Annotated in this window: 18 protein-coding genes; 8 read left to right on the top strand and 10 right to left on the bottom strand. The window is 64.8% G+C overall.

Features of this window, described 5'->3' with window-relative positions:
• Positions 1-7 precede the first annotated feature (7 nt).
• The 6 genes from KEG57_RS40055 to KEG57_RS40080 all read left to right on the top strand — a co-directional run bounded on the left by KEG57_RS40055 (position 8) and on the right by KEG57_RS40080 (position 6,244).
• Positions 8-370 (top strand): PAAR domain-containing protein, encoded by a 363-nt coding sequence (locus KEG57_RS40055; RefSeq protein WP_272426289.1) that lies wholly within the window; start codon positions 8-10, stop codon positions 368-370.
• Complete coding sequence (locus KEG57_RS40060; protein WP_272426287.1) at positions 367-1,254, top strand: DUF4123 domain-containing protein; 888 nt, start codon at positions 367-369, stop codon at positions 1,252-1,254. The genes KEG57_RS40055 and KEG57_RS40060 overlap by 4 nt, the downstream gene beginning before the upstream one ends.
• Positions 1,251-1,970, top strand: coding sequence for a polysaccharide deacetylase family protein (locus tag KEG57_RS40065; RefSeq protein ID WP_272426285.1), 720 nt, complete (start codon positions 1,251-1,253; stop codon positions 1,968-1,970). Before KEG57_RS40060 ends, KEG57_RS40065 begins: the two co-directional genes overlap by 4 nt.
• Positions 1,971-2,061: 91 nt before the next feature.
• Positions 2,062-4,725 carry a type VI secretion system tip protein TssI/VgrG gene (gene tssI, locus KEG57_RS40070; protein WP_272426284.1) on the top strand — a complete coding sequence of 888 codons (2,664 nt, stop codon included), beginning with the start codon at positions 2,062-2,064 and terminating at the stop codon, positions 4,723-4,725.
• Between the two features lie 33 nt (positions 4,726-4,758).
• Positions 4,759-5,355: a hypothetical protein gene (locus tag KEG57_RS40075; protein ID WP_272459488.1), complete on the top strand. Its 597-nt coding sequence runs from the start codon at positions 4,759-4,761 to the stop codon at positions 5,353-5,355.
• Positions 5,356-5,491: 136 nt separating this feature from the next.
• The gene (locus tag KEG57_RS40080; protein ID WP_272426281.1) at positions 5,492-6,244 is read left to right on the top strand and encodes a hypothetical protein; all 753 of its coding nucleotides are present in this window, start codon (positions 5,492-5,494) and stop codon (positions 6,242-6,244) included.
• A gap of 71 nt (positions 6,245-6,315) precedes the next feature.
• Here the strand turns inward: KEG57_RS40080 and KEG57_RS40085 are convergent, their stop codons facing one another.
• The 5 genes from KEG57_RS40085 to KEG57_RS40105 all read right to left on the bottom strand — a co-directional run bounded on the left by KEG57_RS40085 (position 6,316) and on the right by KEG57_RS40105 (position 12,646).
• A complete protein-coding gene (locus KEG57_RS40085) occupies positions 6,316-7,320 on the bottom strand; it encodes a WD40/YVTN/BNR-like repeat-containing protein (RefSeq protein ID WP_272426280.1) in 1,005 nt (334 codons plus the stop codon).
• Positions 7,321-8,082, bottom strand: a complete 762-nt coding sequence (locus KEG57_RS40090) for a hypothetical protein (RefSeq protein ID WP_272426278.1) — start codon at positions 8,080-8,082, stop codon at positions 7,321-7,323. It lies immediately after the preceding gene.
• Positions 8,083-8,091: 9 nt separating this feature from the next.
• Complete coding sequence (locus KEG57_RS40095; protein WP_272426277.1) at positions 8,092-8,481, bottom strand: hypothetical protein; 390 nt, start codon at positions 8,479-8,481, stop codon at positions 8,092-8,094.
• Between the two features lie 69 nt (positions 8,482-8,550).
• Entirely contained in the window at positions 8,551-10,974 is a 2,424-nt protein-coding gene (locus KEG57_RS40100) for a DUF2169 family type VI secretion system accessory protein (RefSeq protein WP_272426276.1), read from the bottom strand.
• A gap of 106 nt (positions 10,975-11,080) precedes the next feature.
• Positions 11,081-12,646: a serine/threonine-protein kinase gene (locus KEG57_RS40105; protein WP_272426274.1), complete on the bottom strand. Its 1,566-nt coding sequence runs from the start codon at positions 12,644-12,646 to the stop codon at positions 11,081-11,083.
• Positions 12,647-12,802: 156 nt separating this feature from the next.
• Here KEG57_RS40105 and KEG57_RS40110 point away from each other — a divergent pair, with 156 nt between their 5' ends.
• Complete coding sequence (locus KEG57_RS40110) at positions 12,803-14,023, top strand: GTPase domain-containing protein (RefSeq protein WP_272426272.1); 1,221 nt, start codon at positions 12,803-12,805, stop codon at positions 14,021-14,023.
• A 12-nt stretch (positions 14,024-14,035) separates the two neighbouring features.
• Positions 14,036-15,601 (top strand): hypothetical protein, encoded by a 1,566-nt coding sequence (locus KEG57_RS40115; RefSeq protein WP_272426270.1) that lies wholly within the window; start codon positions 14,036-14,038, stop codon positions 15,599-15,601.
• A 1,065-nt stretch (positions 15,602-16,666) separates the two neighbouring features.
• On the opposite strand, the gene KEG57_RS40120 is transcribed toward KEG57_RS40115, so the two are convergent.
• The 5 genes from KEG57_RS40120 to KEG57_RS40140 all read right to left on the bottom strand — a co-directional run bounded on the left by KEG57_RS40120 (position 16,667) and on the right by KEG57_RS40140 (position 23,920).
• Positions 16,667-17,692 carry a hypothetical protein gene (locus KEG57_RS40120; protein ID WP_272426268.1) on the bottom strand — a complete coding sequence of 342 codons (1,026 nt, stop codon included), beginning with the start codon at positions 17,690-17,692 and terminating at the stop codon, positions 16,667-16,669.
• 1,156 nt (positions 17,693-18,848) lie between these two features.
• A complete protein-coding gene (locus tag KEG57_RS40125; protein ID WP_272426267.1) occupies positions 18,849-19,850 on the bottom strand; it encodes a PEGA domain-containing protein in 1,002 nt (333 codons plus the stop codon).
• A 121-nt stretch (positions 19,851-19,971) separates the two neighbouring features.
• Entirely contained in the window at positions 19,972-21,900 is a 1,929-nt protein-coding gene (locus KEG57_RS40130; RefSeq protein WP_272426265.1) for a serine/threonine-protein kinase, read from the bottom strand.
• A 179-nt stretch (positions 21,901-22,079) separates the two neighbouring features.
• Positions 22,080-23,444, bottom strand: a complete 1,365-nt coding sequence (locus KEG57_RS40135; protein WP_272426263.1) for a serine/threonine-protein kinase — start codon at positions 23,442-23,444, stop codon at positions 22,080-22,082.
• Positions 23,445-23,554: 110 nt separating this feature from the next.
• Entirely contained in the window at positions 23,555-23,920 is a 366-nt protein-coding gene (locus tag KEG57_RS40140) for a carboxypeptidase-like regulatory domain-containing protein (protein ID WP_272426262.1), read from the bottom strand.
• Between the last annotated feature and the right edge of the window lie 16 nt (positions 23,921-23,936).

Raw genomic sequence — 23,936 nt, forward strand, 5'->3', positions numbered from 1 at the left:
AGGAGCGATGCCGCCGGCTGCGAGGATTCTGGATCGACATACGTGCCCGCTGCACCCACCGAACGTGATCGTGACGGGAGAGGAGACGGTCGTCGTTGGGTACCAGTGGCAGGCGCGCGTGGGGGACATGGAGGCTTGCGGCGCGTCCATTGTCATGGGTGAACCGACGGTGATCATCGGATACAAGGATGCGGCGCGGAGAGGGGATCCGACGAGTCACGGGGGGCGGATCGTTTCAGGATGTCCGACGGTGCTGATCGGGTCGAATCCGCAGATGGATACCCTGCGCACGGACAAACCGTTCTGCGAAGAATGCGAGCGGAAGAAGAAGGAGCGCGAGGAGCGGCGGAAGAGGGGGCGGAAGTCGTGACAGCGCCGCGGCTCATCATGGAGGTTCGGTGGGGGAGGCTCGCGGGCACGAAGATCGTGTTGAAGGCGGGGCAAACGGTGCGCGTGGGGCGGATGGCGGGCGCCGATTTCGTGGTTGAGAATGATGGCGAGATGTCGCGGCTGCATTTCGAGATCGGGTGGGATGGGGTGCGGGCGGTCGTGAGGGATCTTGGGAGCATCAAGGGGACGATGCTCGGGGGAAAGGCGATCGAGGGGGAGGAGGAGATCCCGCACGGGGGGTGGATTCAGGCGGGCGAGACGGATTTCATGGTGTACGTCGAGGGGAGGACGCCGGCGCCAGAGGACGAGAGCGACGAGGAGGATCGGGAGGCGGCGCGGGAGGAGCGGAAGCGGCGGGAGGCGGCCGAGAAGGCGCTCGAGGAGCTGCGGGGGGTGGCGGGGCGGGAGAAGCTTTATGCGGTGGTGGATGCGGCGCGGGATGATCGCATTTTGGAATTGCTGAGGGAGCACGTGGAGCCGCATCGGTCGCTGTACGACGGGGTCGAGGGGGAGACGCTGGAGGAGGTGGCGCCGTATCTGGTGGGGCCGATGCGGGAGGATTCGGGGCTGCTCGACAAGCTCGTCCTGGAGGGGTGGGGGAGGCGGTGGGGGATCTGGTGTACGAGTGAGGAGCGGTTTGTCGAGGTACGGCGACATTGGAGACGGTTTTTGATGGTGGAGCTGGAGGAGACGGGGGAGCGGGTTTATTTTAGGTTTTATGATCCAGGGGTGATGAGGGTGTTCTGGGATACCTGTAACGAATCACAGCGCACGGAAATGAAGGGCGACCTGGTCCTTTCTTACGAGGCTGAGCATCAAGAGCTGCTGGTGCATGGCTCACCTGCGTGGATGGCTCCACGATGATGAAAATACCTGCGCCGCAACTACGTAAGCTCGCTCAAGGTGCCAAGAACGCGCAGGCGCAGAGCGGCCGCCCCGTTCGATTGGATAAAGACGGGACCGAATTGCCGATCAATGCGTGTCCGCAGATGTACCGCGCGATTTTGACGTTCGATGATGGTCCAGAGCCGACGCGTGAGCTGGAGCGCATTATAGCAATACTGAATGACAATGGCATAAGGGGCGTATTTTATTTGCTTGGTGAGGAGACAAAAAGGAGCCCTGATGCTGCTAGGCTTATTGTCGAAAGCGGGCATATCGCTCAGAGTCATTCGTGGGATCACGAGGGTTCGGGCCTGGTTCGGTTCCACAAGAAACAGGACATTGTCGAGAACCTGAATCGAGCTCAGATGGCGATCGCAGAGGCCACAGGCAAGGCACCGACGAGGCTACGTCCTCCATTCGGCGCTCGCAACCAGCTTGTGCGTGAGGCAGTCGGAGAGGTTGGCCTGAAGCTCACGCTCTGGGACATCGATACGAATGACTGGCGAAAGCCAAAGGGACTCGACGAACATAAGTTCAGCCCTGCCCGCGCGAGCTGGAAGAAAATGTATGACGAACGCAAGCATCCGCTGGATATCTTGATGCATGTCCAGCAGGAAACTGCGGACCGTCTTGACGGTTTTATCAAATCGATGAAGGGTGACTGCTGGCAATTCACCGTGTACGAAGGCGCATGATGTTGCACTGCGGTGTGACAAGCACATGTCCATGGTCGCAAGTAAATGATGGTCCTTGGGTGGCTTGCTGGTCACCTCGCGCAGGGTTCCAATGGCGGTTCTAGATCTACATATCAGAGCGAATATCACCGCGGCTCTTTCGCCTTACCGGTTCTCCATCCGTGAATCCGCCTCCTCCCTCTTCACCGTATCCCTCTGGGCTCATTCTCCCGACCCTAGCCTCGACCTGACAGCCGTCCTCGACCAGCCAGCCACCTTCCGTATCGTCGCGGGCTACCTCGAGGTCGCCAACCTCGGTGCCCGTACCTTCCGCGGCATCATCGTCGACACCGAACAGGTTTACGCCCTCCAGCCCGCCCCCGGTCAGAAGGGCCTCTCGACCTACCACTTCCGCATCGTTCCCGACCTCTTCCGCCTCACCCAGCGCCGCGGCAACCGCATCTTCCAGCACCTCTCCATCCCCGACATCATCGACAAACTCCTCGCCGAGTGGTCCGTCGAGAAGGTCTGGCACATCGACCGCACGAGCTATCCCAAGCTCGAATACAAGGTCCAGTACGCCGAGACCGACTTCCAGTTCGTCAGCCGCCTCCTCGAAGAAGCCGGCATCGTCTACACCTTCCCCGAATCCGAGGATGGCAAGCTCGCCCTGAGCGACCGACTCGAAGCGAACCCCCGGCGCCCCGGCCCCCCCATCCGCTACGTCGATCACCCCAGCCAGGCCTCCGAGAAGGAGTGCGTCACCGCTGTCCGCTTCGCCCGCGAGGTCCGCCCCGGCGCCTTCGCCGCTCGCGACCACGATTTTCGCAACCCGGACTTCCCCCTCTTCGGCGACGCGCCGCACGCCAGCGCCCCCGAGGCTCGCCTCGAGCAATACCACTTCGATCAGGGCGCCTTCCTCGTCGAGACCGGCAAAGGCGGCGGCACGCCCGTCGCCGATGACAAGGGGGTTGCCCGCCATGATGCGAAATACGGCAAGCTCCTCGCCGAGCGCTCCCTCCACGGCGAGCGCGCCGGCGTCCGCGGCGTCTTCTTCGAGGCCAACACCTTCGACCTCGCCCCCGGCGCCGTCTTCTCGATCGACCAACATCCGCATCCCGATCTCCCGCACGATCGCAAGCTGCTCGTCCTGGAGACCACCCTCGAGGGCACGGCCAACGACGAATGGAGCCTCACCGGCCACGCGGTCTTCGCCGACACGCCTCATCGCCCCCCGCGCCGCACACCCAAGCCCATCGTCCACGGTCTGCAGAGCGCAACCGTGGTCGGACCCCAAGGACAGGAGGTGCATACGGATGAGTTCGGGCGGGTCCGCGTGCAATTCCCTTGGGACCGCGAAGGCAAGAAGAACGACGGAAGCTCCTGCTGGGTGCGCGTCAATCAGGGCTGGGGCGGGATGGGCTACGGGATGATCGTCCTGCCGCGCATCGGGCAGGAGGTGATGGTGGGTTTCCTGGAGGGTGACCCGGACCAACCGATCATCGTCGGCCGCGTGTACAACGCGGTCCAGCAGGTGCCTTACAGGCTGCCCGAGCACAAGACGCGGAGCACGTGGAAAAGCGACTCGTCGCTCGGGTCGGGCGGCTTCAACGAGATCATGTTCGAGGATCTCAAGGAGAAGGAGCTCGTCTGGCAGCAGGCGGAGAAGGATCGGACGCGGCTGGTCAAGAATGACGAGTTCGCTACCGTGGTGCACGATCGGCAGAAGCTGGTGAAAAATGACGAATTCGAGCACACGGACGGTTGCCGCTGGCGGTGGGTCGGCAACGACGGCGATCAGGTCACGATGCAGAAGAAGCGCGAGCGCATCGACGGCGACGTGAGCGTGGAGGTGCTCGGCAGCCGGAACGAGCAAGTCGACGGAAACCATTCGCTCACCGTGGTGGACGATCGGCAAGAAGGGGTGAGCGGGCGCTATGCGTTGAAGGCGAACGAGCAGATCCACGCACTGGCCGGCGAGGAGCTCGTCGCCGAGGCGGACGAGGATCTGACGGTGGCCGGACCTGGTGGGTTTCTCCGCATTGATGCCAGCGGGGTGACGATCGAGGGGACGCTGGTCAAGATCAACGTGTCGGGCAAACCCGGCAAAGGGAAGGGAAGCAAGCCCCAGGGACCGGAGGAGCCGGCGCTCGGGGCGCACGCCGGCAGCGCGGAGAGAGGGGCTCGGGACGAACAGGCCGGAGGGGGAGGCGAGGGCGCTTTTGCAGGAGGTCAGGGTAAGGCAAAACGGCAACGCAAGCGGAAGTATCCGAGAGGAGCCGTGGATTGCCGTGGCAAGATGCTCATCCAGCAAGAGAAGCCCATGTCCTGCGGCCCGGCGGCGGTCCGGATGGTCATCCAGTCCCGGACGGGCGTGAACGTGGCAGAGGAAACGCTGCGCGAGGAGTCCAGCGCGCGCGGAAGTCCGCCCGGCTACGACGAGTTCAATGGTACGTACACCCGTGACATACTGACCATGCTCAAGGATCACGGCGTCTCCAACCCTGGCCAATGGAAGCGCAAAGCGACCATCAAGGATATGGAGTCGGCGCTCGCGAAAGGGAGACCGGCCATGCTCTTGCTCCGCTCGCCGGGCCACTTCGTGGTGCTCGATGGAATTCAAACAACCGCGGATGGCAAGAAGAAGCTTCTCATCCGTGACCCAGCTTTACCTGGAAGACAAGGGTGCCGGCAGATAGCGGTCGGCGGCGACGAATGGAACACCAGGATAGCGAACTCCGATGACCCAGGCTGGGTCCTCGATCTACCCCGGTGACGACCATCCGCGGATCACTCATCACGAACCTGTATGGATAACGAAGACTATATCGATGCCGTGGCCGACGATTCCGAGCGCTTGCTCGGGGTGCCGTTCGACGATCTGCTCGTCACCGTCATAGAAACAAAGTTCCCCTGGCTGCACGCGGGCCGGGTGGTATGGGCGCGGACGCAGGACTGGAAGCAAGCGTTATTCTGGGTGAAGCCAGACGGCGAGGTGAGGCACCTCAATGGCCCTGACGGGCTCGCGAACCTGTCACGGATGCTCGTCGAGAGCACAGGGCCTTTGCCGAAGGGGCTTCCCCCGATCAAGCTGGCAGAGGCTACCCGGCAGCTCACGTTCGAACCCCGCGGGCAGGTCGCCTCGCGAGAATTCTTGCAGCGGGTGAGACCGTACATGGCCAACTGGCTCGCCGAGGACAACCCGCAGAGCCGGAAGCTCTTCGAGGAGCAGTGCGAGGATCCGGCGCTGCACCAGCAGGGGCACGGATGGACGCTCTTGTTTCGATGCTTCAACGTGAAAGGAGGTGTCGAGCTGTGGACCGTCAAGGGAGACGAATCGCACGTCGCCGAGACGAAAAAGACGCTGGTCTGTCCCGCGGGGACGTTCGTCTGGCCCATGGCATGACGGCTAGAACAGCCTGGCTTCTTCGGTAGGCGAACTGAGTGCTGGTTGCGTGAACAATGAGGTCGAGCAGTTTTGCACGTCATAGGGCATCGATCGACCCACGTCCACGCAATAGCAGAAAAGGAGGTACGTCGAGATGAACGGCACGATGCTCCGACCGGCGGTGCTCTACGTTAGAGGTAAGATGTTCGTCCTCGGCACGCGCCACGATGACCTCCCCGCCGCGCCCCTCGAAGGTCCGGCTGCGGAGGCGACCGTCGCCAAGCTACTGGGCGATCCGGTGAACTACACGTACGTGAGGAGCTTCCTGTCTGCCGTCACGGAGATAGGTGCCCAATCCGCTCGCGACAAGGACGTCTTACCGGTGCTCGTGCGGGCCCTGCAGCGAGGAACGCTGAAGATCGCCGAGCTGCCGATCCACCCCACCACGTCGCTCGAAATCAAGAAGACCGGAAAGCTCACGCTGAGCGAGGTCTCGTGGGGCGAGACGGCAGGGATTTATCCCACGAAGACCAGCAAGCCAACCGAGCAGGAGAAATACAATCCAGCTCAGTGGGACGACGCCAAGCTCCTGTCGCTGATGAAGGCCCGGGCTGCCATTCATGATGTCGCCAAGCGAAACTCGCAGGTCAGGAAGAACTCGAACTTCTCGAAGTTCACGAACTTCCTTAAACCCTATCACTGCATCGAGAACTTCCCGCCCCTCGACCCCGAGATCACGCAGGACGTCAAATGGTTCTACATCTCGAGCAAGGAGAAGGAGCCTAGCGTGCACCCGGGGACATCGGGGACCGAGCTGGTGAAATCCTACGGGGAGTTTTACTGCAATGGCGGTGGCGATGTGAAGAAAGGCGCTGCGTACATCCTATTTTACAAGAAATCGTCCTGACACTGGCAAAGGATCTCCCCTGCCCAGGTCGGAGGAGCACCGCGTAGCCGCCCAGTCGACGGGCGCTGGCCTCATCGTCCGAAGTTCCTGCGCAGGATCCGGTCAAAGGAAGCACGAATCCATAGACGATTGGCGCCGTCCTCGAAATGAGCGCCCTTCACCACAGGAAGAGCGTCGTCGTTCTCCTCGAACCACGTGTCTCCGGCGTCGTGGCTGAAAAACAGCAGCGGGCGCATCGACGTCTCGTGGGTCGTCGTGCCGGTGATGAGCAAGAACCTGCCGGAAGCATGAAAATAGTCTGGCAGGAACGGTGGAAACTCTCGGCACAATCGTAGAGAGCCTGAACCAGTCCGCTCGTGCAGTTCCACCGGGAGCCCGCTTGCCCCGGGGTCGCCTGCGCGACCCAGAAGGAGGACGCCGCCGGCGTTCGTCGGCTGCAAGAAGCACAGCTCGAGTCCAGCGGGGAGCGCACCACCATCGAAAGCACGATCCTCGCGCACGTAATACAGGTGGTCCTCCGTGGCTAGCCAGAGCGTTCCATCAGCCCCGAGCGATGGCCTCGCCAGCGAGCTGTTCTTCGGGGTGCTGAGGATGGATGTGCTCCACGTCTGGCCGCCGTCACGGGTCATGCGGAGGTCGGTTGCGGACCAGACGTAGCCCGAACGGGGCGATACGAATGCCAGACCCTGGCGCTGCGCGGGGCCGCCAAGAGGGATCGTGGTCCAGGATGCGCCGGCATCCACGCTTCTGAGCAGGAGCTGTTGCATCTGTCCATCTCCTCGTTGTCGGGCGCCGATCACGTGGAGCACGCCGCCAGCGTGGGATATGTCGTCCACGCGCCCCGCTTCCCGATGGACGGTGGTCCAGGTAGTGAAGTCGCCTTTGCTCGTCAATATAATCATCTCCGACGCGTCTTCCCCGCCCTGCCGCAGCATGGCCCCCAGCGGCCTGCAGGCGCAGCACAGCACGCCGGCCAGGTGCTCGCTGGAGAACCACATCGCGCGCACGTCGTGGAACCGGGGTGTGGTTGAGACGAGTTCCCACTTAGATCGTGACATTTGAGAGATCATGGACATTCAAAAATGAGGTACCGGGATGTCGTTCAAGAATCCGTCGATCACCTCGTTCAGCTTGTCTGTGGCGGCGTTCTTCGCCGCGCGCAGCGCCGCATCGATCGCCGCATCGATGGCCTCCTCTCCCTTTTGTTTTGCTGCATCGACGGCCTCCTCCCCCTTTTGTCTTGCTGCATCGACGGCGTCTCTGGTGTACTGCTTGGCCTCTTTCATGGCCATGTCATAAGCCTGCTGCCACGTTTCCTTGTCGAGCCATTCCTTGAATGCTGGGGTCTGTACGACCGTCAGCTTGTCTTTCAGGGAGATATCATGAAAGCCCGCATTCCAGTAGGCATCCGGGTGGGTTTTGAACGCAAAGGTTTTGAACTTGTCGTTGTCGCGCTCGATCGCTGGATTGGAGGCGAGCCCTTTCTCCATGTACACCTGCAGCAGCATGCGTGCATTGTCGAGCCAGATCTGGCCAGCCGGCGATAGCTTGGGGCGGACTTCGAGACTGAAGGTGGTGCAGTACTTGAAGCCATAGTTCATGTAATAGTCAGGCGGTGTGTGCTTGCACCCCCGATGCCGCCGGATGAAGTCGGCGTACCTCCACACGTAGTACGAGCACTTGCCGAGGACGTTCGCAGGGGCCGGAGGTACTTTGGGATCGCAGATCACATTCGGGCAAGTCGAGTTCGCTCCTAGCAAAGCGGAGTCACTGAAATTCGCAAAGCAGTCGTCTTTTGCCTGCTGGCCACCCGAAGGGTTTGCCACGAGATCCTGCACCGTAATGACTCAGTTGCTCCGCCGTGCATGACGGTGTGCATCGAGTTCGTCACTGTAAGCGTGGAGCGCATCGAAGACGGCCAGTATTCTGGCCTCGGGGTCTGTTATGGAGGTGTCGGAAAGGTATTGTGTGATCCACCTGAGCCCCGGCGCCCGGTCGAAGTCTTCCCCGAAGCGCACCATGAGGTCGATGTAAAGACAGACGCCGCGCTCGGAGAGGATCCCGTAGGATTCGGCGAGCGCCAGACCATCCCTGATCAGCGCCCGGAGCTCCTCGTCGCTCCTGGCTTCGGTCTTCCCGGGCGAGCACCGGCGCAGATGGGCGAGGACGCGCTGCTCGAAGTCGCGTGTTTCGGCGTCGGCGAGCGCATGCATTTGCAGTTGTTTGATCTTGAGCATGGTCCGGGGGGATAAAGATGTGAACGCGGAAGGACGTTTCGCACGTAGCCGGGGCCGCTGGCGGTACCTTCATCGATGCCCGCCTCCCCCCACCCGTCCCACCCCCACCACCTTCACCGCCCGCGCCCCCGCCTCATACTGATCCTGCGCCGGCCAAACCTCCCCGATCACTCTCCCCCGCCACCGCCTCCACATCGGCACCTTCTTCCCCACCTCCTCCGGCAAATACCCCACGATCGCCCCCTTCTCCCCCGGCAACCAAATCAAACACCGCAAGAACCTCCCCCCGAACACCTCCCTCTTCTGGTAATGCCTTCCCCCGAGCAGCACCCTCTCCATCTGCTGCTCCAAATAATCCGCCGGCAGCCCCTTCTTCTCCCGCGAAAACGCGTCCCTTATCCGCGTCGTCAACCCCTCGCACACCGCCGGTGCCGCTGACAACCCCGGCATCTGCACGAAATCCTTCGCCACCCCCACCGCCGCCTTCAGCCCCTCATCCGCTGCCGTCACCAGCGGCGCCGCCGTCGACATTGCCGCCTTGAGCGCCTCCAGCTCGTCGAACGGCATTTCAATCTCCCCCGCGAGCAACACCATCGGCGGCACGAACTTCCCGTCCTCACCGATCGCCCCCTCCAGCGCTTCCTCCACGCCCTTGCCGTCGACCCGCGGCGCCTTGGCGAGGACCTGGAAAACCTCTTGCCGATCCTCGATCTCCCACGGCTCGCGTGCTCCATCCACGATCTCGATCTCGCGTGATCGCGGACTCCGCTCGAGCTCCTCGAACACCTTCTTCCACGCCGGCACCCGCCGCATCCGCGCGATGCTCTCCGGGTCGTACCAGAGGAGCTGCAACATCTCCCGCGCCGGCTCGACGCCCACCGCCTCGCTCTCCGCGATCGCCGGACGCAATTCACGCTTCGGCACACTCCACGGCGCCGCACCCGCCGCCGCATTCGACGCGGCCAGCGCGCCCTCCTGGCTCGCCCGATCCACACTCGGCGTCGCAATCGCCGCCGCAGCCGCCGCAGCAGCAGCCGCGGCCGAACCAATCGTCTCCCGCGATGGCGCCGCCGTACCCGGCGCGCCCGAGGACCACACGCTTTCCGCCGTCGCGCGCGGAGCCGCCACCGGCGGAGGCGGCGGCACGTACGCGGGAGGCGCAATCGGCGGCGCGCTCGGGGCCGGCGTCGCTGCCTTCTTCGCCATGAGCGGCAGCATCGTTTGGTCCCCTGCCACCGGCACCGCCGCGACGTCCCCCGCCCGAAGCGCCGCCAAACTCGTCGGCTGCCCGAACGGCAATGCCGCATCTCCCGGCTTCGGAGCAGGCGTCCCCGTCACGCGCGGCCGTTCACCTCCCAAAAACGGCATCACCGGCCCCGCCGCCTTCGCCCCGAACGTCGGCACCAACGTCATTGCCGCGAGATCCTCGTCCTCGTCCCCATCCCCCGCCGTCAGCGCCGTCGGCGGAATCGTCTCCAGCAAATCCTCCGCGATCTCCTCCGCCGCTGCTTCCGCCTGCGCCCCCGCTCCCTCTATCCGCACCGCAATCCGCCCCGCCTCGTCCGCGCCGCGCAGCCCGATCATGCCCCGCCAAACCACGCAGCACACCCCGCGGTCCGTGTCAATCGACAACGTATCCGCGATGAGTTTTACTTCCTCCCTCTCCCCCGTCGCCCGATCCACCACCACGCTCGGCCGCACCCCCGGCAAACTCGTCACCACCCGCGCATGCTCCGGATGCAACCCTTCCAGCACGATCCGCTCGTTCGGCCGGATCTCCTTCACCTGCTGATCCAGCGGCGCCGCCTGGAAATACGCCGGATCCATCCCCTCCGGCAGCGGCCGCTCCGCCCACCCCGTCGGCGAGAACGTTCCTGCCAAACGCCCCAGCCGCTGCTTCCGCGCCGGCCACTCCGCCCCGACCGGCCCATAACACACCGGGGCAAACGTATCCGATCGTTTGGACACGAACATCCCCGGCGGTTGCAAATTCGGAATCGGCACCATGCCATATGCATCCGGCGCCGCGTCGAACCGCATCCCCGCCGGATTGTTCGTCTCCGGCCCGCCCGCCGCGCGCTCCCACCGGAGCGGCATCTTCACGAACCGTGGCCCCTCCAGCAGTTGCCCGTCTTGCACGCGGAACCCTCGATCACACCAGACCTCGATCGACTTGTCGAGCTCCCCCACGACGAGCCGCGTCATGATCGATCGCGTCGGCTGTTTTCCGGGTGCATACGCGTGCCCGACGAGCATCACGTCCGCGCGCGGCTTGTACGGCACCTTGTCGCTCGGCGTGACGACGCTCCGCGCGGGATCGTCGTTCCAGTATCCATCCTCCTCGTGCACCGCCTCCTGCTTCGGCGCGAGCGTGCATTCGCCCGGCTCTACCACGAAAGTAGCCTTGACAACCACCGTCAGCGCATGCGCTCCGGTATGCGCCTGCCAGGCGAACGTCGACGCGCGAAGGGGACAGAGACAAACGAGGTCCATGGTTCTTCTGTGATCCTACCTCTTCTTCGCCTCACGCGCCTTCTGTGGTTCGTCCCCGCGCGCGAGGTCCCCGATGCACGTCTGCACCGACGATCGCTGTCCTCGCTCAGAGCCCCGACGGCGCGAACTTGCGCCCCGGCGGCTTCGACACGTTCCTGCACCCCACGCGGAGCGTCAGCGTGCACGGCGGGAGCGGCGTGTAGGTCGGCGCGGCCTTCGCGGACGCGACCACGAGCGTCGAAGAGGGCGGAGGCGCGACCGTGAGCGCAGGCATCGCCATCGCCGTAGGCTCCTGCGTTGCCGTGGGGGCTTGCGGCGGCGGAGGCGGCGAAGGTGTCGTCTTTGGCGTGGGCGCGTGCTCTTGCGCTTGCTTCGCGCTTGCCGCTTCGGGGGCGGCCGCGACGGAGGGCTCGACCGTGGGCGCGGCGGGCTCGTTTCCGGGCAATCCAATCACGGCGACGAGCGCGACCAGCGCCAGCATCGCCGCCGCGCCGAGCCCGAACGAGAGGACGAGGATCGCGCGTCCCTGCCTGCGACGATGGATCGTCGTGCTGCTCGTCGCCGTCTCGTCGCGCGTAATCGGTGGTGCCGTGGCCTCGGCGGGAGGCAAGGGGATTCCTGCCGTCAACGCCCCGCTGCGACGGTGCGCGGAGAGCGACTCCTGCATCTCGCGTCGCCACGGCGGCAGCGGGTCGGGCGCAGGCGTGTTCGGCTGCAAGAATGCCGTTCCTTCGGGCGTCGCATCGGACGCCACGAGCAGGGGCGAGGACGACTGCGAAGCCCGCGCGACGGGGATCGCGGCGCTCGACGGCACCCGCCAGATCCGGCTCGACTCCAAGAGCGGCGTGAGCAACGCGACGAGCTCGGCGGCGTTCGCGATACGTTTGTCGCGGTCTCGTTCGAGGCACCGCATCACGACGTCCTCGAGCTCCTGCGGCACGTCACGCACTCGCGCGGAAAGCGGAGGAATGGGCGCGACGAGGACCTGACGCACCACGTCCTGCACCGAGCCCGTGAAGGGCCGCACGCCCGCGAGCAGCTCGTAGAGCAGGATTCCAAGCGACCAAAGGTCCGTTCGATGATCGACGTCCGCGCGCAGCGCGACTTGCTCGGGACTCATGTACCCGGGTGAACCGACCACCATGCCCGTCATGGTCGCCTGCGTCTCCTCGCCGGGTCCGAGGTTTTTCGCGATGCCAAAATCGAGGACCTTCACGACGAACGCACCTTCGGCCGCGCCGGGCTCGTGATGCAGGAAGACGTTCGCGGGCTTGAGGTCGCGGTGCATGATCTTCGCTTGATGCGCCGCTTCGAGCGCGTTCGCGATGTCGCGGGCGATACGCGCGGCGACGGGCGGCTCGATGCGCCGCTTGCTCTTCAGCATGTCGGCGAGCGACTCGCCGGAGAGCAGCTCGAGCACGAGGAACGGCTCGCCGTCGTCCGTCTCGCCCGCGTCGAGCAGGCGCACGATGTTCGGGTGCGACAAGCGCGACGAGAGCCGCACCTCGCGCAGAAAGCGTTGCCGGAGCTCCGGCGTCGACTTCGAGAGCAGCTTCAGCGCGACCTCGCGGCGCGTGCCGATCTCCTCCGCCGCCCAGACCGTGCCCATCGTACCCGCGCCGATGGCCCGGACGAGGCGATACTTCTTCCCGATCGTGCTTCCAGCTTTCATCGTTGGTCAGGACGGATGTACCGGCAATACGGCCGATGACGGGCATCGTAGCGTACCAGTCGAGCCATGTAACAATACGTGGTAAGATTTCTTGCCCGCTACCAGGTCTGCATGATCTGATGCGACGAGCCAAACCATGTCGGACGCGAGGGGCGAATGACGACGGTCTTCATCATCATCGGCATCATCATCACGGCGCTGGTCGTCGTCTTAATCGTCCTCGGCATGCGCGCGTCGAAGCTCACGGAGGAGCTCGAAGCCGCCGAGATGAAGCACCAATCGCTCGCCGCGGCGAACCGCGAGCTCCAGGTGCAGGTCACGTCGCTCGACGCCGACAACAAGAAGAAGATCGGCTGGCTCGACCACATGGAGGAGGAGCTCAACTGGCACAAGGGCGAGCTCGAGAAGCGGCCGAAGGTCGAGCGGAAGATCTATCGGATCCTGACGCTCGGGATGAAGGCGACGGGCAAGAGCTCGCTCACGCTGAAGTGGTCGAACCCGCTCGTGGATCTCGGGACGATCGAGGGGACGAAGATCGAGCGGTACGAGCGCACCGTGAGTCACGTGCGGAACAAGGACACGCTCGTCGAGCACGTGTTCGAGGTGCACGACTGGGGCGGCGAGCACATCGTGGACGCGCAGCAGGAGCTCATCATCGAGGAGATCCACGGGCTCTTGATGGTCGTCGACCTCGGCGGCAAGGACGCGCAGCAGGTCGACACGCACCGCATCGGCGAGCAGCTCAACGAGTTCAACCCGCAGGCGTTGAAATACTTCTTCAGCCCGAAGACGGTGGCGTCGTGCAAGAGCGTGGTGCTCTTCATCAACAAGAGCGACCTCATCCCCGGCTCACCCGCGCAGGCGGAGGCGCAGGCGAAAGCGCTCTACGCGCCGCTCATCGACAGCCTGCGGCAATATGCGACGCAGATCGACGTGAAGGTGCTCGTCGGGTCCGCGAGCTACGGGCACTCGACGCACGTCCTGTTCTCGCACTTCGTCGAGCAGATCCTCCCGAAGTCGGCCTACGACCTCCAGCTCTTGCAGCGCATGAAGAGTGAGTTCCGGTCGCGAGCTTCGACGGTCACGCCCGGGATGAATGCGCCCACGTCGCAATCACAGCCGGGGTTCCCCCCGCCGCAGATCCCGCACGCGCCGCCGCCGTCGAATGGGCACCCGCAGATGCCGGCGCCCCAGCATTACGGGCAGGTTCCGCAGCACGCGCCCGCTCCGCAGGTGCCGCTCGCGCCACACTTCGGGGCGCGGCCGGGACCCGGGGCCAAACTGAACGTCAAGGGGACGATGGCACTCGAGGACCTCAATCCGATGGAAGCCACGGCGCCACTCTTGAATCGCCAGCCACCGCCTCGAAGGGGTTGAGCGGAGGGGGACATGGACGAGACGCACGTGGTGACTGCGGGATACGAGGTCCCGACGTACAAGGTGCCCTCCGGGGCGACCTGGTTCCATTTCCTCCACGGGAACGTGCCGGGTCATCAGATCGACTTCATCTACCGGCCCGAGGTGCCGCAAGCGCCGCTGACGCGGCAGCATTTCAGCCACCTCTCGCGGCTCGTGAAATACATCGAGCCGCGGCACGGGAGCGCGTACGCGTTCGCGATCGGGAACTTGTCGCGCGACGACACGCAATACGAGCCGGGGCACGGTGGGCTCGCGCTGATTTTCGGCCTGCGCATCAAGGGAGCGAAGGATCACGCAGGGAGGCAAGATCCGCCGTTTTGCCATTCGGCGGCGATTGTTGACCGGCACCTGGACGGCGAGGCGATTTACGGGACGGCGGTGCAGTTTTACCAGAAGCTCCTGCCGGACGAGGAGTCGCAGGCGGAGGGGAGCGGCTGGTATCATACGTATGTGCAGCACGCGCAGAACAAGGACGCGCTGTTGCCTTTGCTGAAGATGTACCTCGAAGATTTCGAGGACCTGCACAAGCCGGGGCCGAGCGGTTTGTCGTTCCGGTGGACGGTGGAGAACTCGACGCCGCCGCGGCGGGTGGTGATCGTGTATCCGGACCGAGTGGATTTCGCGACGCTGGCGTATTGCATGGCGCGGATCGCGAATGTGCTCGTGGAGTCGGACATCAAGTGGACGGCGATCTCCAATGGGCGTGAGCAGGACGTGGTCGGAGGGTTGACGGTACGGTTTGTTCCGCGCCGGGAAGCAACGCAGGAGCCTGCGGACGTCGTGCTGATGTATTTGGAGCAGGTGCCGCAGGAACCGGCGGAGATCGCGGCGCAATTGTTCAATGCGCACGAGGTACGGGTCTCGCAGCTCCCGGACCTGCGGATGAACTGGCGGTACGTCCAGGAGCAGCAGGCAAAGCAGAATAGGGCGGCGACAGGGCACGGTGCGGGGACGGCGACGACGAGCAATGGGATCGGTTCGGTAAGGCCGGCGGCCCTGGAGGCAGGGGCGCGGCCGTGGGCGCAGCCGGCGGAGGTGCCGGCGGCAGGGGAGGATCCGGCGGCGAAGACGGCGGGGCTCGGCGGGCTGGTTCAGGTGGTGGAGAGGGCGGAGGCGGCGCCGGGGTTGGGGTTGCCGCAGGTGGATCTGGCGGCGGAGCTGAAGAGGAAGCAGCGGAGGCAGCAGTTTACGACGTTGATTGGGGTGGGGGTGTTGATTGCGGTGATGGGGGGGATTGCGGCGGTGTGGATTGGGTCGGCGCCGACGGTGCCGGTGGAGGAGGGGGCCGGCGTGGGGAGTGCGGCGCCGGTGGTGGCGACGAGCAAGCCGGCGGAGACCGTGGTGCCGGCAGTGGCGCCGAGCGGGAAGGTGCAGGATTCGGCGGTGATTGTGGATGGGCCTTCGGCGGGGGCGACCGGGCCGAAGCCGACAGGGGCGACGACGGGGACGGGGAAGCCTACTGGAACGGGGAAGGCTACAGGGACGGGGACGACGAGGAAGACGAAGAAGGGGCCGATTGGAGATCCGAACTTGTGATGAATGGTCAAACCTGATCAGGGTGAACAGAGATTATTCACGCACTTGCCCGATGCACATTCGTCAGCGTTCAAGCAGACGGTCCCGTTAGGTTGCTTGCAGAGCCCAGTTGTTTGGCCGCTTGGGATGACGCAGATGTCGCTCGCGCAGTTGGAATTAACTAAGCATTGCCCCCCGTTCGGAGCTCCCCCACCGCACGTCCCGTTCATGCCACATACGTTGCTGTCAGCACAATCGCCCTTGTTACCCGCCGGTACATCAAAACAATAGCCCACTTTTCCTGGCAAATCGCACGCCCGGCAGCCGTCAGCACATTGTTCATTGCAGCATTCCCCGTCCGCGCAGAAGCCACTTTTGCATTCACTAAGGTCGCCACAATCGGTGCCATCGCATTTGAGGAGGCATTTCCCCCCACAGTCGACCCCTGTCTCGTTGCCGTCCATCACACCATTGTTGCAGCCGAAGCACTTATTCTCGAAGCAGCGCCAAGTGTTTCCCTGTTTGCAGTCTGCGTCGTTGATACACTCGACGCACACCCCCATTCCATCACAAATACCGACGATCTCATCGGTGCACGGCTGCCCCGCGATGATCGGCTCCACGCCTGGACCATCCATGTCGCACACGCCGACATAACAGGGCCCCGGGGGGATGGGTAGGTCTGCCATGTTCGGCTGCGTCGTTGCGACTCCATTCCCCACGCAAACCTTGTCCTGACAGTCCCCCTGCGCTTGAAATACGGGAGGGAGGATCTCTCCGGTCTGGCAATTGGGCGCGCATTGACCGTCGAGGCAAAACCCTGCGTGCTGCCCGAGGGCGCACGGCGTTCCATCCGGGGCCGGAGATGTCGTCACGACTCCACTCACGCAGGTGTCGATGGTGCACGGATTGCCATCTTCCGGCAGCAGCTCGCACGTCCCTTCCTGTGCGATCAACGTGTCGATGTCCGCGCCACACCCTCCGGCCGGCGCCAAGAAGACCATCGTCCCAAGGACCAGAAGGGAAGCCGCGCCAAGGGTAAGTCGCTCCGAAGTCGCTCCGCGTCCGCTGCCTCTCATGGTCCCCTCAAAACGTTCCTGCGACGACGAGTCCTCCGAGGGACGGGACAATCCTCACGGCTCCCGCTCCCTGCTCACTGCTCTTCTCGTTCGGCTTCGTGAGCCAGAGCGCGACCGTGCCTGCTGCCGCGAGGCCACCGACGACATACCCGGCGATGGCGACGCCCGTGTAAGCATCGCGGTCGTCCACGAACCCGACCAGAGACGAACATCGAGGATCCGAGGGGCCCGTGCAGACGGACTGCCCCTGCATGGTGTTCTGCCTGAGCCGTTCCACCTCGGCTTCAACATCTGCGTTTTTCCCGGCCGCCGCTACCGAGAAGCCAATGCCGAGCCCGACCCCCACGGCGGAAAGCCCCATGCCGGCCCACAGGGTCATGTTTCGCCATCCTGGCCCTCCGGCCTTTGACGGCGCGTCCGACGGCGTCGACGCCCCGAGCTCGATCCGAAGCTCCAAGGGCGTACGTTCTCCTTCATTCAGCGTCACGGTTTGCTTCCAGGTCGGCGTCCCGGGCGCCTTGACGACGACCTCGTGCGACCCCGGGTTCACTCTCTGCCGGGCACCAAGCTCCGACCAGGGAATCGCTTTCCCATCGACCGCGGCCTCAACAGTGCGCAAGGGCAGCCCCGATACCTGGAGGACGAGCATGGGAATCCGCCCATCGAGCCTCTCGAGCGCCTCGCGTGCCTGTTGACGCGCGTCCGTGAATGCTTCCGGTTCGCCCGGCTTGACGGGCATTTGCGTGATCTCGATGATGACCGCGCGGGCCTCGACGAGCTGTCCGAGCTGCGCGTGTGCATCCGCGAGACCGATCCCCGTGGTGGGGACGTGCATGATGTCGTGTGCCTTCTGGAAGAACTGGAGCGCGCCCTTGGGGTCGCCCGCGCCGAGCTTCTTGCGGCCTTCGAGGAGAAGGGTGCGGGCGGCGAGGCGGTCGGCTTCGGTGGGGGCGGCGCGGGCGGGGAGGGTGGGGAGGAGGAGGCTCCCGGCGAGGAGGGATGCGAGAAGCGTGGTGTGATGGCGGGTAGGCACGGTCAGACCATCAGGGAGCGGAGCGGATCAGGGGGAGCAGAGGTTGTTCTCGCACTTGCTGGACGCGCATTCGGCAGCGTCTATGCAAACGGTACCGTTAGATTGTTTGCATTTTCCGTCTTGGCAGATCTTGCTCGCACAGTTGTTATCGACCGCGCACATTTCCCCGTTTGGAGATCCTCCGCCGCACGACTTGTTCGCCCCGCAGACGTCCGAGCTATCGCAGTCGCCCTTGTCACCTGCGGGAACATCGAAACAGATGCCCAACTTCCCAGGCAGGTTGCAAGCTCGGCAATCGCCGCCGCATGCCTCGTTGCAGCATTTGCCATCGGAGCAATAACCACTCTTGCATTGGTCGGGATCGCTGCAGTCTGCGCCATCGCATTGGAACGCGCAGTTGCCTCCGCAATCCACTCCCATCTCATTTCCGTCCTTCAAACCATTGTTGCAATTGAAGCACTTGTTGTCGAAGCAGCGCCAAGTTTCCCCCTGTTTGCAGTCCGCATTCTCGATACACTCGACGCACGCCCCCATGCCATCGCAGACCCCCGTCGCATCGCCTCCACAGGCCTCCCCAGGGCCTTGGGGCTCCACCACCGGTTGGCCCATGACGCACGTGCCTACAAAGCAGATAGGATCGTCTGGGCTTGGCGTGTCCGTTGCGTTTTCCTTTGTCGTTGCCGTCCCATCTGCATCGCAAACCACATCCTTGCAATCACCCATGATTTGCTGAGCGAGAACGGTGGCCTCACATCTGTCGTCGGCACCGCACGCATACTGGATACACTCCGTGTCCAGGGGACAATCCGACTCGGCGGCACAGATACAAGTGCCAGGCATGCCTTCGCAATCGAGCCTGCACCTCCCCGATGCGCACTTCCCTGCATTGGTCCCAAAATTGCAAAGTATCCCATCCGGCAGCGAAGGGAACCCCGCGGCACCACCGATACACGTATAGCCCGTGCAAGGATTGTTGTCATCCCGCGCCGGGTCACATCCGCCCGCCTGGTTCGCGTCCACCTCGACGGTCGCCGTGCATCCCGCCCCCTGCAACACCGCGGCCCCGAACCCCAGGACCAACCCCGCAAAGCTCAACGAAACGAGCGCCCGGCGATTCCGACGCAACATCCTGCACGACCTCCGTACCCTCGAACCGTCAAAAGCAACCCGACACCAGGAGCCCACCCAGCGTCGGCGTGACCGCGACGTTCTTGCACTTCGTCTCGTCTACCGTCGTCTTCTTCGGCTTCACGAGCGCAATCGCGACCGCGCCCGCTGTCGCGAGCCCACCCACGATGAACCCGGCTCGCGCCAGGTAGGCATACGTATTCTGCGTCTCCCCAAGCTCGACCATCTTCCGGCAGCGAGGATCCGTGACGCCGCCTGGACAGATCTTCTCCGTCGTCAAGGTCCTCTCCCGGAGGTACGCGATCTCGTCCTCGTACTCTCCGGACTTCATCGCTGCCGCCACGGAGAAACCAATCCCCACCCCGAGCCCGACCACCGCGAGGCCGACCGCTCCATAAAGCGACGGCTTTTTCCACGGCTGCTCCTCCTCGATGACCTTCTTCGGCCCCTCGACGCACGCCGGCACGAGCTTGAGGTCCACGTCGAGCTTCGCCCCGGCCGCGAGCGCAACCTTCTGGCTTACCGGCGTTTTTTCGGGCGACCTCGCCTCGATCGTGTAGCTACCAGGCTCCACGAAGATCGGCCTCTCCACCGGCGCCTGCCCGACGCTTCGTCCGTCTACGAGCACCTCCGCCCCCTTGACGTCCACCGTCACCCGCAGCGTCCCTATTTGCGCCGTCGCCTTGTCGAGCAACTGTTGCACCGGCTGGCGCGCCGCCGCGTTGCCACTCGTGTCGTTCCGCAGGAAGTACTCGAGGTGCTCCGCCGCGTCACGATAGCGACCCAGCTCGAGCTCCGCGTTCCCAAGGTTCACCGCGATTTTCGGCCTCGGATCCAGCTTGAACGCCTCTTCGAACGAGGCTCGCGCCTTCTCCCACTGGCCTTTTTCCGCTGCCTTGATCCCGACGTCGTAAAGTTGCTTGACTTGCGGGTTGACAGCGGGTTGCGCCGACGCGCCGCTCGGCACGGGAGCAGGGGTCGACCCCGTCGGGCCTTGCCCAGACGCGGGCACGGCTACCAGCAAAACCATCGTGGAGATCGTCGCCCTGAGCATGCTTCGCCGTGCGGTCTTCATGTGTCCTGCGACGGTATTGTTCCGCAGTTCGTGCGCACCAACAAGAGGCCTCGTTCTCCGCGCACGTTCTTCCCGCCTACTTGCACTTCCGAAACAGCCCTACGCCCGTGCAAACAGGCGTCTTCTGCGCCGGCTTGGCCACCTGCGTCGTCGGTTTCGTCGTCGGCGCCGTGTACGTAGACGTCGGCGCGTGTGGTGTTGCGGCTGTCGCCGCTGCCGGCGGCATGGGTGCCGATGCGGATGTAGCCGTCACTACCGGCGCCGCCGTCGCCGCCTCCGACGGCCCCGCTGTCGGCGCGCTCGAAGCCGTCGGCTGCGCCGTCACCTCCACCTTCACCGGCGGCCTCGGCAACTCCTGCACCGCCGGCACCGCCGCCGCGCTCCTCGCAGCCTCCGGCGTCTCCCCGGCTCCGTTCGACGACGCCCCGCCCGAATCGACGTTCCCCGCATTGACCAGCAACAACCCAACCACCCCGATCGCCGCCGCCACCCCGACCCCCATCACCCCGAACAGCACGCCCTTCCTTCGCTTCGGCCTCCCCGCCATCATCGCCGGCCCCATCATCGGCATCGGCGCCGCTGGATACCCTCCCGTGCCATGCGCGAGTGCCCCCGCCGCCGACGTCGTCCCCGAGGGATCCATCGTCGGCAGCCGCGGCATGTGCGCCTCGGTCACCATCTGCGTCTGCCCGTTCGACGCTTGCTCCGGCACCACGCCTTCCAGCGCCACATACGACTGCCGATGGGCCGCGAGTGCCTGCTGCATCTCCTCTTTCCACGCGGGCGCCGGAGACGCGACCGGCAGATTCGGCTGCAGGAGCTGCGTCCCTGTCGACGCATCCTCCCCACGCGCCGCCTGCGGCGCGCGGCGCCGCATGTCCATCAGCATCCGCCCCTGCAGCGGCAGCGTCGCTGCGAGGTCGCTCTCGTCGTCCTCCTCGGGCGTCGAGCCCATCCCCGCGCGCGGCATTGCGCCCGGCAGCGGCGCGGTCGCGTCCATCGGCGTGAACGTCGGCGTGCGCTGCGGCCCCGTTGCCTGCGGGATCGGCTGATCCACACCCGTGAACGTCGGCTTGCGTTGCGGCCCCGTTGCCTGCGGGATCGGCTGATCCACGCCCGTGAACGTCGCCTTGCGTGTCATCGGTCGCGGCATGCCCGCGAGCATCAACAACGCCCGCGACACCTCCTCCGTGCTCGCATACCGCTCGTCCCGCTTTCCCGCCGTGCAGCGCGCCACGATCGCATCGAGCTCCGGCGGCACGTCGCGCACCTTGCTCGAAGGCGGCGGCACCGGCGTGATCAAGATGTGCCGGATGACATCCTGCACCGAACCCACGAAGGGACGCCCTCCCGTGAGCATCTCGTACACCACGATCCCGAGCGACCAGATGTCCGTGCGGTGGTCGAGATCCTTTCGCATCCCCACCTGCTCGGGGCTCATGTACGCGGGCGACCCCACGGCCGTGCCCGTCTGCGTCGCGACGCTGTCGACCGAGTCGAGATTCTTGCACACGCCGAAGTCGAGGATCTTCGCGACGAACGTGTCCTCGGGCATGCCCTCCTCGCGGTGGAGGAAGATGTTCGCAGGCTTCAGATCACGATGGATGACCTGCGCGGCGTGCGCGACCGCGAGCCCACTCGCGACCTCTCCCGCGATGCGCGCCGCGATCGCCGGCTCGATGCGCCGCTTCTCCTTGAGCATCTCGCCGAGCGTCTGCCCGTGCAGGAGCTCCAGCACGAGGAACGGCTCTCCTTGCGGCGTCTCGCCCACGTCGAAGATCTGGACGATGTTGCGATGCCGCAGCTTCCCGCACGCCCGCGCCTCGCGCATCAGGCGCTGGCGCAGGTCGTTCGTCAGGTGCTCCTTTTGCTGCGGCAAGATCAGCTTGAGCGCGACCCTGCGGTTCGTCGCGTGGTCGAACGCCGCCCACACGGCGCCCATCGCGCCCTTGCCGATCTCCTGTTCGAGCCGGTACTTGCCGCCGAGGAGGTCGCCCGATTTCATGGTCTTGCAATCATTCCATGAAAGCGAGCGCTGTCACAAGAATTTTGTTTGCCGCCCTGCTCCGCTCACGAACCTATGGATTTCCTCTGAGGTTCCCAAGACGATGCCACATTGGTCTGGGCGCGCGTTCAGCAACAGCACATGTTCGGGGCGGGGAGCCGCGCGGCGCTGCGCGTGATCTATCGCGCCAAACCGAGGATGATGGCCACACCGACGCCGAAGGCCACGAGGGCGCTCACGGCGAGGCCCAGGATGGGCGAGGGCCGCCGCTTTTTTGACGCCGGAGCGATGCTCGACCTTGCGACAGACCTCTCCACGTTCTGCACGGATGGCGGCGGCGGGGGGCTCGGTGGAGGGGCGGAGCGTTGTGCTTGCGCGAGCACCGCACGCGCGTCGATCATCAGCGCGGTTCCGCGGGGACCCGTGGCAGGTTTCGCGGGCCCAGGCCCGAGAATCGCCGTCCCTGCTTTCCCAGCCGGCTGCGCCTGTGCCGACGAGCGCGACAAAGGCATCGTCGTATCCACCGCCGGCGCCGCCGTCCAAGGCTGCATCGGGAGAATGGGCGCCGGGGCGACCGGCGCCGGGACATTGTCCGGCAATGGCATCGTCGTTTCGAGGTTTGCCGGCACCTCCGGGATCACCGCGGCGGGCGCGGGAAGCGCCATGGCGCGCTCCGCGAGACCGACGTGAATCCGCGACGCATCGTTGGGGCCCACGTAGGCCTGGAGCAGGCGCTCGACCACCGCAGCGGATGCAATACGTTTGGCACGGTCACGCTCGAGGCACATCGCCACGACGTCGTCGAACGCCGGCTCCACGTGGCGCAGGATCTCCGACACGCGAGGGATCTTGCCGGTCGCGATACGAATGACGAGCTCCTGCCCCCCTCCTGGAAAGGGCCGCGTGCCCGTGAGCACCTCGAAAAGCACGACGCCGAGCGACCAGACGTCCGTGCGGGCGTCGAGATCCCGCGCGGCCATGATGGCCTCCGGGCTCATGTACGCCGGAGACCCGACCGCGCCGCCGACGGCCGTCACGAGGGATTCGTTCACCGCCGCGAGGTTTTTTGCGACCCCGAAATCGAGGACCTTCACGACGAGCCCTTCGACCCCGGCCTCTTGATGGAGAAACACATTGGCGGGTTTGAGGTCCCGGTGAATGACGTTCACGGCGTGCGCAGCCGTGAGCGCGCGGGCAATGTCGCGCCCGATCTGGGCGGCGAGAGGCTGCGGAAGTCGACGTTTCCGAAGAAGCAGCTCGGCGAGCGTTTCGCCGGAGAGGAGCTGCATCACGAGGTAGGGCTCCCCCTCGTGCGTCTCCCCGATGTCATAGATCTCGATGACGTTTCGGTGCGCAATGGATCCGCAAATGCGGGCCTCACGGAGCAGGCGGTGACGGAGGTCCTCCGAGGGCTTGGTGAGCAGCTTGATGGCCACGCGCCGCTGGGTCGTCTCGTGTATGGCTTCCCAGACGACACCCATGGCACCTGCGCCAAGCTGGCGCAGAAGGCGGTATTTGCTCCCGAGTCGATCCCCGGACTTCATCCGGCGCGTCCTAACACCGGGGGCTCTTCCTCGACAAGTTCTGTGCAGATGCCAACAAGCGCGCCGAGGTCGGCTGCCAAGCAGCGAGGGCGAGCGGCGTTATCGTTGCCTCAAGGCGCCACCTGAATATCCTGGATATGCACGTCCTTGACCCCGCTCTCGTCCACCGTCACCGTGGTACTGTGAAGTTGGGTGGCACCGCGATAGACCTCGAGCGTGTAGGTTCCTGGCGGAACATCCTGGAACCGGTATGTCCCGTCATTGGCTGTGCTCGTTACCTTGACCCACGCCGGCTTGGGCTGCGATGGTATGAGCTTGACGTTCAGCTCCGCGATACCTTGACCTTTGTCTTGGCTCGCGATCCGGCCACGCAACGTGAGATCCGCGGCAGCCGCGCTCGACGATACCAGGAGCACGATGATCGCGGCGGCGAACCGTCTGCGAGTTCCAATCATGACTCTGCCCTTCTGATTCATGTGCAATGGTCCGGGC

The sequence above is a fragment of the Polyangium jinanense genome, assembly GCF_028435365.1.

Coding starts and splice junctions, on each gene's coding strand:
- KEG57_RS40055 (WP_272426289.1), top strand. CDS start 8: ATGCCGCCGGCTGCGAGGATTCTGGATCGACATACGTGCCCGCTGCAC.
- KEG57_RS40065 (WP_272426285.1), top strand. CDS start 1,251: ATGATGAAAATACCTGCGCCGCAACTACGTAAGCTCGCTCAAGGTGCC.
- tssI (WP_272426284.1), top strand. CDS start 2,062: ATGGCGGTTCTAGATCTACATATCAGAGCGAATATCACCGCGGCTCTT.
- KEG57_RS40075 (WP_272459488.1), top strand. CDS start 4,759: ATGGATAACGAAGACTATATCGATGCCGTGGCCGACGATTCCGAGCGC.
- KEG57_RS40080 (WP_272426281.1), top strand. CDS start 5,492: ATGAACGGCACGATGCTCCGACCGGCGGTGCTCTACGTTAGAGGTAAG.
- KEG57_RS40085 (WP_272426280.1), bottom strand. CDS start 7,320: ATGTCCATGATCTCTCAAATGTCACGATCTAAGTGGGAACTCGTCTCA.
- KEG57_RS40095 (WP_272426277.1), bottom strand. CDS start 8,481: ATGCTCAAGATCAAACAACTGCAAATGCATGCGCTCGCCGACGCCGAA.
- KEG57_RS40100 (WP_272426276.1), bottom strand. CDS start 10,974: ATGGACCTCGTTTGTCTCTGTCCCCTTCGCGCGTCGACGTTCGCCTGG.
- KEG57_RS40105 (WP_272426274.1), bottom strand. CDS start 12,646: ATGAAAGCTGGAAGCACGATCGGGAAGAAGTATCGCCTCGTCCGGGCC.
- KEG57_RS40110 (WP_272426272.1), top strand. CDS start 12,803: ATGACGACGGTCTTCATCATCATCGGCATCATCATCACGGCGCTGGTC.
- KEG57_RS40115 (WP_272426270.1), top strand. CDS start 14,036: ATGGACGAGACGCACGTGGTGACTGCGGGATACGAGGTCCCGACGTAC.
- KEG57_RS40125 (WP_272426267.1), bottom strand. CDS start 19,850: ATGGTTTTGCTGGTAGCCGTGCCCGCGTCTGGGCAAGGCCCGACGGGG.
- KEG57_RS40130 (WP_272426265.1), bottom strand. CDS start 21,900: ATGAAATCGGGCGACCTCCTCGGCGGCAAGTACCGGCTCGAACAGGAG.
- KEG57_RS40135 (WP_272426263.1), bottom strand. CDS start 23,444: ATGAAGTCCGGGGATCGACTCGGGAGCAAATACCGCCTTCTGCGCCAG.
- KEG57_RS40140 (WP_272426262.1), bottom strand. CDS start 23,920: ATGAATCAGAAGGGCAGAGTCATGATTGGAACTCGCAGACGGTTCGCC.